The organism is Pseudoalteromonas sp. P1-11 (assembly GCF_001399995.1).
Taxonomy (GTDB): Bacteria; Pseudomonadota; Gammaproteobacteria; order Enterobacterales; family Alteromonadaceae; genus Pseudoalteromonas; species Pseudoalteromonas atlantica.
The window spans coordinates 95,630-113,703 of record NZ_LJSP01000003.1 but is presented as its reverse complement, the minus strand read 5'-3'; the positions used below and the strand labels follow the sequence as shown (position 1 = coordinate 113,703).

The following is an 18,074-nucleotide window of genomic DNA, read 5'->3' as shown; positions in this document are numbered from 1 at the left end:
TAAAATAGAATGCTTATAAATTATTTTAATAGTAAAACTGCTTTTTTATCTACTTATAAATATCATTCTCATAGTCTATATCATTTAAAATTCTGAAAAAGTCATAAAAAAAGCCTCATAATGAGGCTTTTTAGTTAATCAAACTCTGCTATTTAACTTATTAGAAGTCGTATGAAGCTGATAATTGAATTCTACGTGGTGATTGGTAAGTTTGAGCTAAACCAAATGTAGCATTTCCATCACCAGCTGCAACTTCTGCTTCCTCATCGTAACGAGTTGCTGTAGAAGCATCAAATACATTAAATATATCCATGGCTAAACGAACTTTTTGATCGTTAAAGCGAAGGTTATAAGTAAAGTTAAGATCTAAGCGAGCTGTCCATGGTGTAGTACCCATGCTACCACGAGGGAAACGTTTGTCACCTACGTAGTATGTATCACCATATTGGTATAAATCAGGATCTGGTGTATAACCTTGACCTAAAGCTGTCCAAGGACGACCTGAAGCAACATTAACATTTGCACCAATCAAGAAGTCTTCTGTAACAGCATACGCCCCATAAATTTTAATGTTATGACGTCGATCTGCAGGTAGATTACCATTAGCACCATCCATTAAATATGGGTAATCCCAATCTTGCGTAAGACCAGCATCATCTTGGCCATTATCAGATTTAACAAAACCTTCTGTATTACCGTAGTTGTGTGACCATGTATATAGTGCTTTTAAAGACCATACCTGATCCCATGTTTTCTCTAATGTTAAATCAACTGAAGCATATTTTCTTTTAGCGTCTGGATAGCCTAACTCTTCAGCACTAAAGCTATATTCTTCAGTAGTGCCGTCACCATCCAGATCGAAATTGAAAGTAGCACCATTACCAGGGTTAAATAAGAACCAGTTTTCACCTAAGTATTCACCGTTTTCATCCCTAAAGATGTAAGAACCATCATCAATTTGATTACCTAAAACACGGTAAGTTGCCTTGATTCCCCATGACCAATCATCATTAATTGCTGCTTGGTAACCAATCATATACTCATCGTTATACATTGGTTCTAGATCTTTGTCTGATAGGGTATTTGATGGTTTTGCAGTACCGTCACCGCCATTAGAAATAGCAGGATCACCTAACTGTGTGCTTAAACCAACAGGAGTACCGTCTGCATTTAAGCCTTCATATGCATACCATGTTTGAATGTATGTCTCTGCACCTGCTAAACGAATATTAGTATTCGCAGCTACAGGTAAATAGTAGCGACCTGCTGTGAAGTATAATTTACTATCACCGTCACCATTGATATCCCAAGACCCACCTATCCGCGGAGCAATTTGGTTATCAATAGAAACAAACTCTTCTCCATCAGCATTATAGTTAGTAAAGCTGTCATTTCGTAGACCAAGTGTTAACGTTAAATCTTCAGTAACTGACCATTGATCTTCAATATAAATAGCCCAGTTTTCTACTTCGAACTGTCCACCATTTTTATAATCACGAACTCGTGTTGTTTTCATTTCTTCTGGTAAAACATAACCATTAGGTAGTCTAGCGCCTTCTTCATATGTTCTGTAGTAGTAGTAAACGCCACCAGAGTTTATGGTTGTTGAGTCAGCTGTATTGGTTTCCGAATCATAACCAAATCTTAATGTATGCTCATCGTTTAGATAGTAGTCAAAGTCAACACGCAATTGTTCACGTTTATCTTCATTTGCACCAACGGTAAAGTTCACATAACACGTGGTATCTTCACCTAAGTCAGCATCGTAACCTGTAGGACAGTCATCAAAATCTGAGTAATCTGTTTCCGAGAACTTCACTTCACCATACATAGCAGACATGCTTAAATCTTCAGTTAGATTACCAGTGTAGCGAATTGCAAAACTCTCACCGCCTCGCTTGTGGTAAGCTGTACCGCCATCTTCAGTGTAATTACCATTTCCTTCAGGATCTGAAATCGTTTTCTCTGAATATGTGCGTTTATCACTAAAGCCCCACAGCATTAGCTGGTGATCTTCGTTTATATTCCAATCAAAACGAGCTAGGTAGTATGGGTCATCATCTTTTTCGACAGTTAAATCTGTTTGAGATGCATTACCGTATTCGTAATCATTATCTCTTGCAGTGTAAATACCATAGAAAAATAATGTATCTTCAATTATCGCACCTGAAGCATAAATATTTGTTTCAAATGAATTATCATAATCGTCTTGGTTATTCACATATAAATCACCAATACAATGCCCGTCTGCATCAACACAGCGATCATTTTGCTTGTAAAGTGAGTTAGGAGCTTGCTCACTTAACGAGTCAGATGAATAAATCGTTTCAACACCAAAATGAAAATCATTAGAGCCCGATTTAGTAACCGATGAAATTAACCCACCTGTAGTACGACCGAACTCTGCAGAATAACCGCCTGTTTTAACTTGGAAGCTATCGTAAGCCGTGAATGGAATTGTTGCACCACCAAGACCATTACGGAAGTTAGTCATATTTAGACCATTTACGTAATACGCGTTTTCAGCAACTGAGGCACCACCAAAAGACGCCTGGTCACCAAAACGACTGTCGCCTTCTGTTGCGCCAGGCGCAAGCAGTGCAACAGAAGTTACAGAACGAGATATAGGTAAGAGCTCTAACTCCTCAGAACTAATATTTAATGATGACTCAGATACAGACACATCGATAGCTCTAACTGAACCACCTACAACTGCAATCCTTTCAATATTACCAGCAGTCAGTGGAATCTCGATTAGAGCTGTTTTACCCACTCCAATAACAACATCTTTAACTTGGGCCTGATCATAACCAGTTTGAGAAACTATAATGTCATATTTGCCTACTGGTACTTGCTTTAGGTCAAACTCACCATTTGAATCTGCTATTAGAGTTTTTGAATACCCTTTCGTATCATCAGTAATTGTTATTTTAGCACCCGCTAACGATAAACCTGATGGTGTTGTTATACTCCCCTTTATAGCACCATTAACGTTATCTGCCATTACAGGCATGGCCGCGCTTATTGTCATTGCTACTGCAGCAGCAGTTAATGAGCGCTTAAATGTTTTAGAGAAATTACTTTTCATATTTAACATATCCCTGAATAATTTTTAATTATTATAAAATCAATTTCATTTACATATAAATCTAAGATGTAAATGAAAAACCTCTTAAACAAAAAGAGGAACAAACTAATAACATAATAAAAACAAATGCGTCAATAATATGCGACACCTACCAAACAGCAAAAAAAGAGGATATTAAACAGTAATTTAACAATATATTAAATTAAATTGTACATTGCGCAACGGTAGGTTTTTTTGTTTTTTCAAAAAAGAAGTTTCAAATGTTAATTTAATGTTTTTTTAAAAAAACACCGTAAGTTAAAACCACATTATAATACTTTGAACAACGATGTTTATTAAAAAAGTTGTGTTTTAGTAATTAATCCAAACATTTCACCATAAACACTTTAATAGTTTCAGTAGCGGCCATAGTTGTAAAAAAGAATATAAAGAATATAAAAAAGCTCCAATTAAGGAGCTTTAATTTTAAATTTAATTTTTTAAAGCTTTCTCAACAACTGGGTAATGATCCCAAACTTGTTTGTCGCTCAGTGAACGAACTAATTTAATATACTCGGCATGAGTCCATGCCAATGGTGTTGCTGAATTAGTCCCCTCGCCTAGCTCATAACCTGCTTTGTTAACCCCTACACCATCCCATACTTGCTCTGGTAACATAAGGCCGTTATTAGCAAATTGCTCTAAGCCTTTTACATAGCTGTTTTTAATTTGCGCTTGTTTAGCATCATCCAGAGCGTTGTTTGCATTAGCTGCTGCGATTTCGTAATGCCCGCGCTCACCGGTGAAAAATGGCCATACACGCCCACGTTGGCCTGGTGTATTACTACCACCCTCAGCATAGTTTGTGCCTTTAACTTCATCTTCACCGTAGCCATCATTGCCATAGCGGCGGTAGCCTGCAAAAGTGCCGCTGCCATCGTCAAAGCTAAAGCTGTATTTAACTTGTAGGTTATCTTCAAGTGTTTCGTCGTCATACTCAGGTAGTGTTTTAACTATGCTTTCATCATTTGCACCGCGTACGCCATAGCGTACTAACTCTAAAAAGCCGCCATCTAAGATTTGCTTTTTATTAAACCCTTCGCGGCCATTATTAGCGTTAATTTTAGTATTTGAGTTTGCATCGGTATCTTGGCCTATACGAATAAAGTATTCGCCATCGCTATTTTCGCCTTTTAAGTTACCTTCGGTAGTAAACATTTGCGATTCAATATCGCTGCTGTATTTTTTAGCCGTGGCAAGGTAGCGCTGCGCGTTTTTATCATCGCCACTAAGCGTTGCGATATCGCTTGCGGTAATAAGGCCTGCCACTATTGCCGCAGTTGTAGATGGCGAATAACCGCTTTGCTCTTCCCAGCGCTCTTGTTGTGTTGCCGGAGGTGTAATTTGTGTGTCGTTCCACAAAATTTTAGCAAGCCCCCCCTCGACTAAAAAATCTGCCGCTGGTTTTAACATTTTTCCGTACCAGCTTTTTAGCTCTTCATCGCTAAGTACGTTGGCTTTATGTAACTTCCATGCCAGCATGATAGGCATAGCAGTTTGATCAAGCTGTACGCCTACCCATTCTAACTCACCATCTACGTGTGTTTTTTGTAAAAACCAGCCTGTATCGCCTTTATTACCTGGTGTTTTGCTGTTTACTTGCACTTTTTCAAGATATTCGAACGCTGTTTTTGCTGTGGCAGTATCGCCAAGCGCCATAAATGCCATGGCTACTTGATAAAAATCGCGCACCCATACCGCTTTATAACCCGTAGAACCTTCTTTGGCTGAAACCGTTTCGCCCCATGGGTTAGATAAAGAAGCAATTAATGCCCCTGCGTGTGTTTTATCTTCTTGTGCTTTTAATACCATGGCGCTGGTGTATAAAAGCTTACCGTTATCAGCTGTTTGTTCAACCATGGTATTAAGTGGTTTTAGGCTTTGTAGGTAATCTTCCCAGCCTAGCGCTTCTCCTTTGCCGTTGTAGTGATCTAGCACCGCTTGGTACCCTTTAGCTAAGCTTTTTTCGCCTTGCTGTATACTTTGCTGCTGCGTTTTGCCAAAGCTAAGGGCTAAATCAAAAGTAGTATTTGCAGTTATCTCGCCAAGCTCTGCAAGCATGTTTACATTACCAGCAGTTTCGCCGGTATTTGTGTATTGGGTATTTATAGATTGCGTAGTTTTAAGGGTGTTAATGCCGTCACTTTTTCCTGTAAACCCTACCGTTTTTGCTTTAAATGGTGACGCGGATTGAAGTGATAGATAGTTATCGTTTTCCCATGCTACTAGGCCTTGCTCTGTCGTTTTAGCAAAGTCACCTAAGCCGTTATTATTAATGTACGGATTAACAGACACATACGCTTTTAACCCTTCAAGCTCAGTATTAAACACGCTGCGTACAAACAGGGTTTGCCCATCTGGGTCAGTAAATATGTGTTTTTCTATGCTAAAGCGGCCTTGTTTATCAGTGCTTGTTACTTTATAAGCCAGCGATAACGGGCGACCTTGTGCATCTTTATGTAAATAATCAATGGTGACATTTAAATCATCCGCTTCACTAACGGTAAAATCTTTACCTGTTACTATAAATTGCATGTCTTTTATTTGTGCTTGGTGAATAAGCCCAAACATGGTTTCGGTGATCATCCCTTTAGCTATTGAAAACCATACTTTAGACACATGCCCCGTTGCAGCTGCATCAGTGTATTGGCCGTTTTGGTATTGCTCGTATGATGTACCAATACCTGTTTTACCCGCATAAGCCCAAAAAGGCTCTGCACCTGGGGCGCCTGGTGCTGATGTAACCTGTGCTGTGGTACTTTCGTTAGTTGTGCTTGTGTTTTGAGCGCCGCAAGCCGCTAAACCTAACGTTAAAAGAGAGGCGGTTATAAGGTTATATTTTTTCATTGTGTGTCCTTAATGAGAATTTTTAACGCGCATTACTGCAACAGCAGCAACAACAAACGAAGCTGCACCAATTAATAATGCGTAAATAGGCTGATTAGAAAATACGTGGCGTAAAATAAGCCCTAAAATACTGGCGGCAAGTAACTGAGGTATAACTATAAAAAAGTTAAAAATCCCCATATAAACGCCCATTTTGTTACTCGGTAGTGCGTTACTTAACATGGCATACGGGAGTGATAAAATAGACGCCCACGCAAACCCTACGCCTATCATAGGTATAAGTAGCATTTTAGGGTCTTGAATAAACATAAAGCTTGCAAGACCTAACGCGCCCAGCAATAAATTAAAGCAATGCGCGCCTTTTAATCCCATTTTTTTAACTAAAAACGGAATACACATAGCGGCAATTGCAGCAAATCCATTGTAGGCGGCAAATAAAATACCCACCCAGTCAGCGCCATCGTTAAATGCTTTAGAAGTTGCATCACTACTACCATAATGAAAGCTTGTTACTGCAGCGGTGGTATAAATCCACATAGCAAATAAAGTAAACCAGCTAAAAAACTGCACCCAGGCAAGCTGCTTCATGGCCTCTGGCATAGTAAATACATCTTGTACTACTTGGTAAAAACCACCTTGGGTTTTATTCGCACTTTTAAGCGCCGCTGCAATCCACTGCACAATACCAAACGCTAATAAACCACCAGCAAGTAGGTATAATTCTTTTTCAAGGGATAAGCCCATGACTAATGCAAGAGTTGCTAAACCCAGTACCACAAAAATAATGGCACCTTTATTAAAGTTTATATCAACCACTTTGCTTGTTGTAGGTTGTGCGCTTTGCTTTTCAAAAGCCGCTAATTGCTCAGGGCTGTATTCTTTAGTACGTGCTACGGTCCAAAGCACGGCGACAAGTAACACCACCCCGCCCCAATAAAATGAGTATTTAACAGATTCAGGAATTTGCCCTGGGGCTGCGGTATTACTTACATCAAACCAGTTGGTCATCATCCATGGTAGCGCTGAGGCTAACACCGCCCCAATACCAATAAAAAAGCTTTGTAAACCGTAACCTGTCGCGCGTTGCTTTTCTGGCAAGTTATCACCAACAAGTGCTCTAAACGGTTCCATGGTTACGTTGATTGACGCATCCATGATCCATAACATACCCGCGGCAATCCAAAGCGTTGGTGAATGCGGCATAATAAATAGTGAAAGCGTTGTTAACACTGCGCCTATAAAAAAGAACGGACGACGACGACCAAAGCGCCCCCATGTTTTGTCACTCCAGTAACCAATAATTGGCTGTACAATTAAACCGGTAAGCGGGGCTGCAACCCATAAAATGGGAATATCATCAACTTGTGCGCCTAATGTTTGAAATATTCGGCTCACATTGCCGTTTTGCAGGGCAAAACCAAATTGTATGCCTAAAAAGCCAAAGCACATGTTCCATATTTGCCAAAAACTTAAATTTGGCTTATCGGTATTATTATTTTGATTATTCATTATTAGCCTTATTTGTTAATACTGCGCTGCTAAATGCATCAAGTGTTAGGTTAAATGTAGCGCCTTGCGGGTGAGCTTTAAGCTCGGTGGTGTGATTTTCAAGTAAATCATTTAATAGCGTATTTTCACTCACTGCACCTAATTGTGCCTTTGATAAATTAACCGTAACTGTTTGTGGCTGCTCGCTAAAGTTACTTAACACGTATACACTTTGCTGGCCTAAAGAGCGGGTAAAACCAACAACACGTTCACTTCCAACAAGGTTAAGTGCCGACATTTCTCCGCCTACTACAGCAGGTAAACTATTCAGTGACATAACCGCTTTGTAGTACTCACGAAGTGCTACTTGCTCTGCGGTTAAGTTAGCGCCATCAAATTTCCCATTATTCATCCATGCTTGGTGCGCTGGCACGCCAATGTAGTCAAAAATGCTGGTACGTGTCGGCGCTCCAAACCCCGCGTTTTCAGAGCCATCTTCTCCCACATCTTGAGCAAAATATAAAAGTGTTGGCGCGCGGCTAATTAAATTAGAAACAACTAAAGCAGGTTTACCCCACTGGGCATTACCTGCAAAGTCTGGGCTTGCGATTCGTTGCTCGTCGTGATTTTCTAAAAAGTGCAGCATGTGTTGCTCTATATCGAGCACACTTTGATGCGCATCAAAAATACTATTGGCAGGTTGTTTAAGTTGCATTATCGCTTTTAAGGTATCGTAAAAGCCGACTTTATCGTAAAGGTAATCCATTTTACCTTGCTGAATATACGCGCGGTACATTAACGGGTTATATACTTCGGCCAATAAAAAGGCATCGCTTTTTTGCATTTTTATTGACGAATTTAAAAAGCTCCAAAATTCAACCGGGACCATTTCGGCCATGTCGTATCTAAAGCCATCAACGCCTTTGTCTAACCAAAAAAGTGCAATGTCTCTAAATTTGTACCAGCTATCTGGTAGCTCTTTATCTTGCCAGAACGCATAATGAGCACGGTAATCTTTGTCTTTGTAATCGTTTGGCAGCTGAGCAAAATCGTAGCTACCATCAGGCTTTACGCCATAATTTACTTTTACTGTTTCGTACCAATCGTTAATGTCGGGTTTTGGTGCACGGGCACCGTTACCTGTCCATTTAGCAGGTGTTTCATCAAAAAAGCCATCCGCAAGTGGGTGAGCCTTTCCACCTAACACGGTATAAGTTGTAGAGGTAGGCACTTGAAATGACTGCCCAGGCACATAATAAAAGTTGTTATTTTTATCGTACGTTTTACTGGTGTCGTCTTGTGCGCCGAAATCCTCTACGCCTTTAGGCTTTCCAAGTGATTGATAATTACGGGCAACATGGTTAGGCACTATATCAATAATGACTTTCATACCGTGGCTATGTGTACGTTCAATAAGCTGGCTAAACTCTCCCATGCGGTTTGTTACATTAACGGCTAAATCGGGATTAACATCGTAGTAATCTTTAATTGCGTACGGTGACCCTGCGCGGCCTTTTACTACATCGGGGTCATCTTGTGAAATGCCGTAGTCGGTATAATCGCCCACTAACGCGTGGTGTAATACACCGGTATACCAAACGTGCGTGGTACCTAGCTCTTTAATGCCTTTGAGGGCTGCATCGTTAAAGTCGGCAAATTTACCTACGCCGTTTTGCTCTTTAGTGCCCCATGGCACATTGGCTGTTTCGGTATTACCAAACAAACGGGTAAATACTTGATATACAACCGGCTTGGTAAGCTCATTTTGCGTGTGGGCAGGTGCTTGCTGTTGTTCAGGTTTGTTATTTTCTGAACACCCTGTAGCAATAAGTGCACTACACAGTACTGCGGGTACATAAACTGATTTTTTCATTGTGTGTCTTTTTGTCAGTATTGTTATTAACTTTATACTAAAGATTACTGCAGCAACCATACAGTTGCTGCATACGTATTCAGGTCACTATTGTGGCGTATTCATAACGAGTACCGTTGCGCTCATCGCTGGTAATTCAATGGTTTTGCCAAGCTTTTGTGTTTTTTGAGTAAATAAATTAAATGCTGTTGTGCTGTTAGGCATTACCTCTTGCATATACTCAATATTTTTTTGTAGCGTTTGTGTGTTTTTATTCATAAATACCAACACTGTTTGCTCATCGCTAATACGCGCATAACTATAAACCCCTTGTTGAGGCGTAAAATGTACAAGCTTTCCTTTATCTAATGCTGAGCTGTTTTTTCTAAAGTTAAGCAGCGTACTGATGGTGTTATGCATCTCTTTTTGCTGTTTTGTTAAGCCCTCTTTGGTAAAGGCATTACGAGTTTGCCCTTCAAACCCGCCGGGGAAGTCGATTCTAATATCACCATGGTCTTTACTTGGGGTGTTATCTAATAGTACTTCCGTACCGTAATACATTTGCGCTATGCCACGTGTAGTTAAAAACAAGGTCATCGCCATTTTTGTTTTGGCTACATCTTGACCAAGCTCAGTGTAAACACGGCTCATATCGTGGTTATCGGCAAATACCATAATGTTATTTGTATCAGGGTATAAAAAGTCATTAGCTAACGATTCATATACTTTAACCCAACCCGTGTTCCAGCTTTCATCTTCATTTAGCGCTTGAATTACCGACCCTTGCAACGAAAAGTCCATCACGCTTGGTAAGCTTGATGTATAGCCATCTTGGTTATGCTTTCCACGTTGCCAGTAAGAGGCAATAGCAGGGTTAGACGTCCACTCTTCTCCCACAATATTAAAGTCTGGGTACTCTTGCATTATGGCTTTTGTCCAATCACTCAAAAATGCTTTATCTGAATATGAGTAGGTATCAACACGTATGCCGCTTAAATCGGCGTATTCTATCCACCAAATTGCATTTTGAATTAAGTATTCACTTAATAGTGGTTGGCGCTGATTTAAATCAGGCATGGTTTCTACAAACCAGCCATCGTTAAACTGGCGCTTATCGTATTCACTGGCGTGTGGGTCTTGTATGGTTTGGCGCGCATGGCTGGTGGCATTTTTGCCATTGTTAAATTCACCATTAAAGTTAATCCAATCTTTAGTTGGCTTATCTTTAACCCAAGTATGCTCAGAGCCAAAATGGTTAAGAACCATATCCATTACTAGCCCTATACCCTGCTCTTTTGCTTTTACTGATAACGTTTTGTATAGCTGGTTTGAGCCCATTCGTGGGTCAACCTTATAAAAGTCAGTAATTGCATAACCATGATAAGAATAATTAGGCATGTTGTTTTCAAGCACTGGGGTTAACCAAAGCTGTGTTACGCCTAAGTCGTTTAAATAGGGTAGCGCGTTTATAACGCCTTGAATATCACCACCGTGGCGCCCACCTTTTATACTCGGGTTTGCCGCTTCTAACATGCTTGGGACGGTATCGTTTTGTTTATCACCATTAGCAAAGCGATCTGGGTTAATTAAATAAAGCGTATCAGCTGATGTAAACCCTTGACGCTGAGCGCTGTTTTTATCTCGCTCAAGAAGTGGAAACTCAAAGTTATTGCTCGTTTCGCTGCTATTAAATTCAAGTGTTCCGGCTTTAGCGGCGTCGGTAATGGTAATATTTAAAAATACATAATTTGGATTGTCGGTACGGGTTACTTTATTTAACTTAACGCCGTTGTATTTAGCTAATTTAATTTGCTCGTTTGCAATGTTTTGCTCATGAACCATGATGGTAATCGTGTTTTTGTTCATGCCAACCCACCAATTAGCTGGCTCAACGTCAAGTGCGAAGCTAATGGTTGGTAAAGTACAGGCACTTACAAGTAAAAGTTTTTTTAAAAGTTGCATCATCAGGCCTTTTTAATTTTTGCTAAAAAATCTTTATGAGTGGGTAATTGATCTACCGTTGAGGTAATAAGCGTTTTTAGTGTTGAGAATAAATCGTTTAGTTGTTCACTACTGAGTGAGTCAACAATGCAGTTGTAATCTTCGGGGATAAGACCTTGGCCAATAAACACCTGTTGCCAGGCAACTTCGGCAAATAATTCGTCGTTTTCGCGCACTACTTTGCCGGTTTGCTTGAATAATTTGAGCTTATGGGCCAATGAGTCAGGAATGTCCATTTGCTTACATTGTCGCCAAAATGGAGAGTCTTCTCGCGCTGTTAGTGTGTAATGCAATATTATAAAATCACGAATGTGCTCTATTTCTATCACGCTTTGCTTATTAAATTCAGTAACTAAAGCATCGCTTATGCCATTGTGTGGAAACAGCTTTATTAAACGGGTTACGGCACTTTGTATTAAATGGATACTGGTAGACTCTAGCGGCTCTAAAAAGCCACTGGCAAGGCCAACCGATACCACATTTTTATGCCATTGTTTTAACCGCCGTCCTGTTTTAAATTTAATCACCCGCGGCTCAGTCATTGGCTCAGCGGGTAAATTATTTAATAATAACTGCGTTGCCGCATCGTCAGATAAATAACGACTACAGTACACCAAGCCATTACCTATTCGGCTTTGCAGCGGTATTTGCCACTGCCAGCCTTCGCTGTGTGCAATTGAACGCGTATAAGGTTTTAGCTCGCTAGTACCTTGAGACTGCACCGCTACGGCGCTATCACACGGTAAATAATGAGACCAATCGACAAAACCTGTGTTAAGGGTTTGCTCTATGAGTAAGGCGCGCTGGCCTGTAGCGTCTATAAAAAGGTCGCCATTTATCTGCTGTGTGTTACCAAGGGTTAATGATTTTATATTCCCTGATAGAGGGCATTGTTCAACCTGCTCTATTTTGTCATCAATATGCTCAACACCGCGTGATGTTGCGAGCTTTTTTAAAAACTCAGCATATAAGGTTGCGTCAAAGTGATACGCATAACTCAAGCCAGGCAATTGTGTATTAGGTAGGGTATTTAAGGGTGCAAATTTATGCTGTTTAGCCGCTTGGTAGTTAAGAGAAAAGTCCCATAAGCTTTCTTCTGCACCGCTAATATGTCCTTTTACCCAAAAATTGTAAAAATCGCAAAAGGGGAAGTCTTTGCCAAATGAGCCAAAAGCATGCATGTAGCTATGAGAGGGGGTTTTCCAATTTTCGAATTCAATTCCTAGTTTTATAGATGCATTTGTAGCGTTTATAAAATCTTGCTCGTTTATACCCAGTGCATTGTTAAGTTGAATAATAGGCGGAATTGTTGCTTCACCCACGCCTATAGTGCCAATAGTACTTGACTCAATAAGGGTTATTTTAATTACTTTACCTAACACTTTATTAAGCAAGGCGGCTGTTATCCACCCTGCCGTGCCCCCGCCTGCGATTACGACGTGTTTTATTGGTTTCATATTATTGTCCACGTTTACAGTTTAAAGCTTTGTTAAGTTTGATAAAATTTAGATAAAGTAGCTATAAAAAAGCCCTTGTAAAACAAATTACAAGGGCTCCTACACACAACCTTTATTATAGCTTGTAGCTAAAGCCTAACAAGTAAGTACGTCCGTAATCTTGGTAGTCACGAACTTGTAGCGCGTTATCGCCAGAAAGCGATGTAAACGGCTCTTCTGTTAAGTTTTGAACTTGGAACTGAATTGATAACCCTTCAAGGCTTTCAACACCGGCCTCACTAAAGTCGTAGCCAGCTTGAATGTCCCAAATTGTTTCGCCTAGGATATCCACTTGCTCGGTATCAAAACCTAGCCCGTATACATCACCTTTAAAGGCACTACGTTTACGCATGCTGGTACGCAGTTGAATACCATTCATTTCGTAGTAAACCGTTAAGCTTTGAATTTTGTCAGACAGGCCCGGTAACTCGTACTCATTGCCGTTTTGATCTTCAATATCAGACTCAATACCTGTATGGCTTGCAATTAAACCAAAACCTTCAAGTGATGGGTGGAAAATTTTAAATGGCAATGCGAGAGATAGCTCGTAACCGTATAGGTCGCCGCCACCGCCATTTACTTTACCACTGCCAGTACCTTCAGAAGTAGCTGGTATTTCACCTGTTGATGGGGCAGCAACGCCCGACATATCAATTTCGTATGTGCCGTCAAAAATCCACTGGGTTAAGTCTTTATAGAAAAACGCAGCAGAGAAGTAACCTTCATCGCTAAAGTAGTTTTCGTACGTTAAATCGTAACCAGTTGCTTCTTTAGGCTCTAGGTTAGGGTTACCACCCGATACAGACCAAAAGTTACCGTTTTCATCAGGCGTTGTGTTGTATGATGCATCAATAGATGAGTTCATCTCGTCCAAACGGGCGCGTGAGATTGTTTTAGCTGCACCAAAACGTACTGTTTGCTGCTCATCAATCGCAAGTGATAAGTTCAAACTTGGTAAAACGTGTGAATAATCGTGGCTAATATTGGTAGGTGATGCCACAACAATGCCATCTACAGTACTAAATGCATTACCTTGCGATGACTGATCAGTGTGAACGTAACGTACACCGATATTACCCGTTAACGCTAAGCCGCTTACTTCGGCATTAATATTAGCTTGTGCAAATGCAGAGGTAATTTCTTCTTTTACGGTCCACGATTTAGTTAAGTGGCTCGTATTTGTTAAGCTTTCATCTAGTAAGTCGTAGTAGCCGTCATTAACAAGACCATTTACATCGTAGGCAATCATATCGCCCATGCCAATAAAGTCTAAATCAACGCTGCCCATTCGATACTGCTCTGGCACGGTAACTAAACCCGGGTTATCAAGTGAAAACCCAGATAACGTCATAAAGAAGCCCTGCGAATCTTTGGTTTTTTCGCGCTCTTTATAAGACATACCAAATTCAATTGAGCTGAAGTATTCGTTTTCTAATACTTTAGATGCCGCTAGTTTTAACGTAGATAACTCATCTTCAATTGTAGGTGCATTAATGAAACCATCTTGCGCTTGGTTTTCATACTCGGTGCCGGTTAAGCCATATTTATCATTTAAAGCAGAGCTTGCACCCCATGATAAAGGACCACCTAATTGCATTAAGCTGTAATCGCTGTAATCTAAATCGTGAGTAAACGTAGCACCTGTATTACCACCGTTAAATGTGTAACCAAGGTTATCTGCAACACCGCGAGCATCGCCTCGGCCTGTGCCAGAGTAGCTCTCAAGGCTCCAAATTTTACGGTCAACTTGAGAGTAACTTGCGTCAAACTCTACTGACCACGAGTCATCAATATCGTATTTAGTGTTAAAGCCAAACGCGGTTAGTTCTGCTTCACGCTCTTCGTAGTCGTTACGAACAACCACACGTTGGCCATTTGTTACCGCACTGGTAATAAAACCACTTGCGTCATCTACAGCTACGCTTGCAGGGTCAATCGAACCTTGACCCCATGCGAATGGAATTTCGATACCACGTAAGATTTTTTCATCTGTAAAATCAACATATAACGCATCAAACGTCATGTTTAATTTGTCTGTAGGCGCGGCCTCTAGTACGAGCATTGCTGAGTCACGTTCAAGGGTTGATGAACGTACAAATGGTTTTGCACCCCCTAATATAGAGTACGTTTGACCATCATCAGCAGTAAATTCAGGGTAACCCCAAGAGTTCCAACGTTTTTCTTGATTTGGAGAGCTCATGGTATTTAGTGCAAACGCAACACCTATGGTGTCATCTGCAAATTGATCAATGTATGAAATAGTACCGCGGTAACCATCGTCGTTACCGTCTGGGTTTAGTTTATCAAAGCTAGTTTGCTCGTATTGGCCATTAACTTGGAATACACGCTCGCCTTTACTTAAAGGACGTACGGTTTGCATGTTAATAACACCGGCAATACCTTCTGCTTCAATACTTGCATTAGGTGTTTTATATACGGTAACGCCGCTCATAATTTCTGATGGGTAAAGGTCAAACTCTACGCCGCGGTTATCGCCAATAGATACTTGCTCGCGGCCATTAAATGTGGTGCCACTTTCGTTTTCACCAAAACCACGAATTGATACTCTGCTTGCGCGACCATCTAGGCGCTGCGCCGTTAAACCTGGTAAGCGTGCAATAGACTCAGCAATAGACGAATCAGGAAGTTTACCTATATCTTCAGCTGAAATTGACTCAACGACTTGAGTAGAAAAACGCTTTGTGTTGATTGATTCTACAACACTGCCACGAAAGCCTTTTACTTCGATAACCTCAACGTCATCATTTTTAACTGTATCTTCTTGTGCTGCTACAGAGGCAAAGCTTGCTAATCCTGCAGTAGCCATTGCCAACGTTAATATACTTGGTTTGAACATAGACATGATGTTTTTCCCGTTACCCATATTGTGATACTCGCTTCTTTATTTGAGTGATAGTCAAACAGGCGAGCTAATTTTGTTGTCAGCATCAATATTAACGCTCGAATTATTTTATTAACAACTTTATGCATACGTATTCAGTACTATGCAAAAGGCTAAAAGTTAACAATGAGTTCACAAATAAAACTTTAACCCACTGTTTTAAATAGTTTTATATTGGTGCAACCTAGTGATTTATTATCATTATAAAAATACATCAATTATTTAACTGAAATCCCTTTGTCATCGTTTGTAAATAGCGTTAATTAAAGGTTTTTTATAAATTTACACGCATATCTTTTGTAAAAAATATCAGATTAAATTGGTCTGACCAAAGAATGAAATCACCAAAGCTATGCAGCCCTTTAAAAATAAGCACCAAAATAGCCAGTTGTTTTAGTTACACATAAATAAACATGATTGGTAAAAGTGCTGCAGCGGTTTTTATGCGTAACTTTCTGCTTAGCTAAAACCGCTTTTATGTAAGTAAATTAGCTGCATACGTATGCAGACTTTTTACAGAGCAGCACCCTTCACGTATGCTTTTTGAAAATTTAGTGATTGTTTCAATCAAACTAATAACAATATAAATACTGTGTGGAACGACGGAGAAAAGCATGGCCCAACAGCAGTGGTATAAAGGTGCGGTTATTTATCAGGTTTACCCGCGAAGCTTTCAAGACAGCAATAACGATGGTATTGGTGATCTTAAAGGGATAATTAATCGCATTGATTACATTAAAAGCTTAGGCGTTGACGCTATTTGGATTTCTCCTTTTTTCAAATCTCCAATGAAAGATTTTGGCTACGACATAAGTGACTATCGCGATATAGACCCCATATTTGGTGACCTAAACGACTTTGATGAGTTAATAGATCAAGCACATAAACGCGACATTAAAATTATTATTGACCAAGTGTTAAGCCATACATCAGACCAACATCAATGGTTTTTAGATAGCCGCGAAAACCAAAACAATGATAAAGCTGACTGGTACGTATGGGCAGATGCTAAAGAAGATGGCACAGCGCCTAATAACTGGTTATCTATTTTTGGTGGCGGTGCTTGGCAATGGGAGCCTCGTCGCGGTCAATATTATTTACATAACTTTTTAACCGAACAGCCTGATTTAAACTTTCATAACCCAGATGTAAGAAAAGCTGTTTTAGAAAACGTAGAGTTTTGGCTTAAAAAAGGTGTAGATGGTTTTAGATTAGACGCTATTAACTTTTGCTACCACGATGCACAATTACGTGACAATCCTGCAAAGCCTAAAGATAAACGCCAAGGCCGTGGCTTTAGTGAAGATAACCCATACGCGTTTCAGTACCATTATTATAATAACACCCAACCAGAAAACATTGAGTTTATGCAAGACATACGTGCACTACTTAATAAATACCCGGGTACTGTATCACTTGGTGAAATTTCATCGGAAGATTCATTGGCAACAATGGCAGAATATACCCAAGGCGGAGATAAGCTGCATATGGGTTACAGTTTTGAGCTACTCACGGATGATTATTCAAGTGAATACATAAGAGAAACCGTACAGACTCTAGAGCAACGCATGACTGAAGGTTGGCCGTGCTGGGCGTTTAGCAACCATGATGTAGAGCGTGTTGCGAGCCGCTGGAGCCAAAATGGTGAAATAAACCCAGCACAATGCAAAATGCTTACAGCTTTATTAGCTTCTTTGCGTGGTAGCGTATGTATGTACCAAGGTGAAGAGCTGGGGCTAGGTGAAGCCTCTGTAGCATTTGAAGACCTACAAGACCCATATGGCATTACCTTTTGGCCAAACTTTAAAGGTCGCGACGGCTGTAGAACGCCAATGCCATGGGAAGGTAACAACACACAAAACGCAGGATTTAGTGCTGCTAAACCGTGGTTACCGGTTGATAGCGCGCATACGCAGCAGGCTGTGTCTGTACAAGATAAAGATTCAAACTCTATACTTAATGCCTATCGTGAGTTTATGGCATGGCGTAAACAGCATACTGTGTTATTAGCAGGCGATATTAATTTTATTGATACTGCTGAGCCTATCCTCGCTTTTTACAGAACGCTAAACGAGCAAACTATGTTATGTGTGTTTAACTTAGCTGATAGCAATCAAACATTTGAGTTGACTAAAACAGTGACTGAGGCGCATGACTCACTATCTCATTGTAATGCTACTTTAGATGGTAATAAGCTAAACATGAATGGTTTTGGCTGTTACTTTGCTTTTGTAAAATAAGAATGCCCTGACGTATGATGCTCAAAAGCCCGATTTTATCGGGCTTTTTTGTGCGCTCAAATAGTGGGACTGCTATAGCCGGTATTAAGACGAAATACAGGCCACCAAACCACTAACTTAA

Annotated in this window: 8 protein-coding genes; 1 reads left to right on the top strand and 7 read right to left on the bottom strand. The window is 40.2% G+C overall.

The window, feature by feature from the left end:
* Positions 1 to 160: 160 nt before the first annotated feature.
* The 7 genes from AN390_RS06195 to AN390_RS06165 form a co-directional block, all read right to left on the bottom strand.
* Positions 161 to 3,088 carry a TonB-dependent receptor gene (locus AN390_RS06195; RefSeq protein WP_055253291.1) on the bottom strand — a complete coding sequence of 976 codons (2,928 nt, stop codon included), beginning with the start codon at positions 3,086 to 3,088 and terminating at the stop codon, positions 161 to 163.
* Between the two features lie 471 nt (positions 3,089 to 3,559).
* On the bottom strand, positions 3,560 to 5,974 hold the full coding sequence (locus AN390_RS06190) for a glycoside hydrolase family 15 protein (protein ID WP_055253289.1): 2,415 nt from the start codon (positions 5,972 to 5,974) through the stop codon (positions 3,560 to 3,562).
* 9 nt (positions 5,975 to 5,983) lie between these two features.
* On the bottom strand, positions 5,984 to 7,483 hold the full coding sequence (locus AN390_RS06185) for an MFS transporter (protein WP_055253287.1): 1,500 nt from the start codon (positions 7,481 to 7,483) through the stop codon (positions 5,984 to 5,986).
* A complete protein-coding gene (locus AN390_RS06180) occupies positions 7,476 to 9,335 on the bottom strand; it encodes an alpha-amylase family glycosyl hydrolase (protein ID WP_055253800.1) in 1,860 nt (619 codons plus the stop codon). The genes AN390_RS06185 and AN390_RS06180 overlap by 8 nt, the downstream gene beginning before the upstream one ends.
* Before the next feature lie 87 nt (positions 9,336 to 9,422).
* Positions 9,423 to 11,279, bottom strand: coding sequence for a glycoside hydrolase family 13 protein (locus AN390_RS06175; RefSeq protein ID WP_055253285.1), 1,857 nt, complete (start codon positions 11,277 to 11,279; stop codon positions 9,423 to 9,425).
* On the bottom strand, positions 11,279 to 12,772 hold the full coding sequence (locus AN390_RS06170) for a tryptophan halogenase family protein (RefSeq protein ID WP_055253283.1): 1,494 nt from the start codon (positions 12,770 to 12,772) through the stop codon (positions 11,279 to 11,281). The genes AN390_RS06175 and AN390_RS06170 overlap by 1 nt, the downstream gene beginning before the upstream one ends.
* A gap of 115 nt (positions 12,773 to 12,887) precedes the next feature.
* Complete coding sequence (locus AN390_RS06165) at positions 12,888 to 15,674, bottom strand: TonB-dependent receptor (protein WP_055253281.1); 2,787 nt, start codon at positions 15,672 to 15,674, stop codon at positions 12,888 to 12,890.
* 653 nt (positions 15,675 to 16,327) lie between these two features.
* Here AN390_RS06165 and AN390_RS06160 point away from each other — a divergent pair.
* Complete coding sequence (locus AN390_RS06160; RefSeq protein ID WP_055253279.1) at positions 16,328 to 17,953, top strand: alpha-glucosidase; 1,626 nt, start codon at positions 16,328 to 16,330, stop codon at positions 17,951 to 17,953.
* Positions 17,954 to 18,074: the final 121 nt, after the last annotated feature.

Excerpts from the sequence above, each read along its gene's own strand:
- AN390_RS06195 (WP_055253291.1), bottom strand. The coding sequence starts at position 3,088 with ATGAAAAGTAATTTCTCTAAAACATTTAAGCGCTCATTAACTGCTGCT.
- AN390_RS06190 (WP_055253289.1), bottom strand. The coding sequence starts at position 5,974 with ATGAAAAAATATAACCTTATAACCGCCTCTCTTTTAACGTTAGGTTTA.
- AN390_RS06185 (WP_055253287.1), bottom strand. The coding sequence starts at position 7,483 with ATGAATAATCAAAATAATAATACCGATAAGCCAAATTTAAGTTTTTGG.
- AN390_RS06180 (WP_055253800.1), bottom strand. The coding sequence starts at position 9,335 with ATGAAAAAATCAGTTTATGTACCCGCAGTACTGTGTAGTGCACTTATT.
- AN390_RS06175 (WP_055253285.1), bottom strand. The coding sequence starts at position 11,279 with ATGATGCAACTTTTAAAAAAACTTTTACTTGTAAGTGCCTGTACTTTA.
- AN390_RS06170 (WP_055253283.1), bottom strand. The coding sequence starts at position 12,772 with ATGAAACCAATAAAACACGTCGTAATCGCAGGCGGGGGCACGGCAGGG.
- AN390_RS06165 (WP_055253281.1), bottom strand. The coding sequence starts at position 15,674 with ATGTCTATGTTCAAACCAAGTATATTAACGTTGGCAATGGCTACTGCA.
- AN390_RS06160 (WP_055253279.1), top strand. The coding sequence starts at position 16,328 with ATGGCCCAACAGCAGTGGTATAAAGGTGCGGTTATTTATCAGGTTTAC.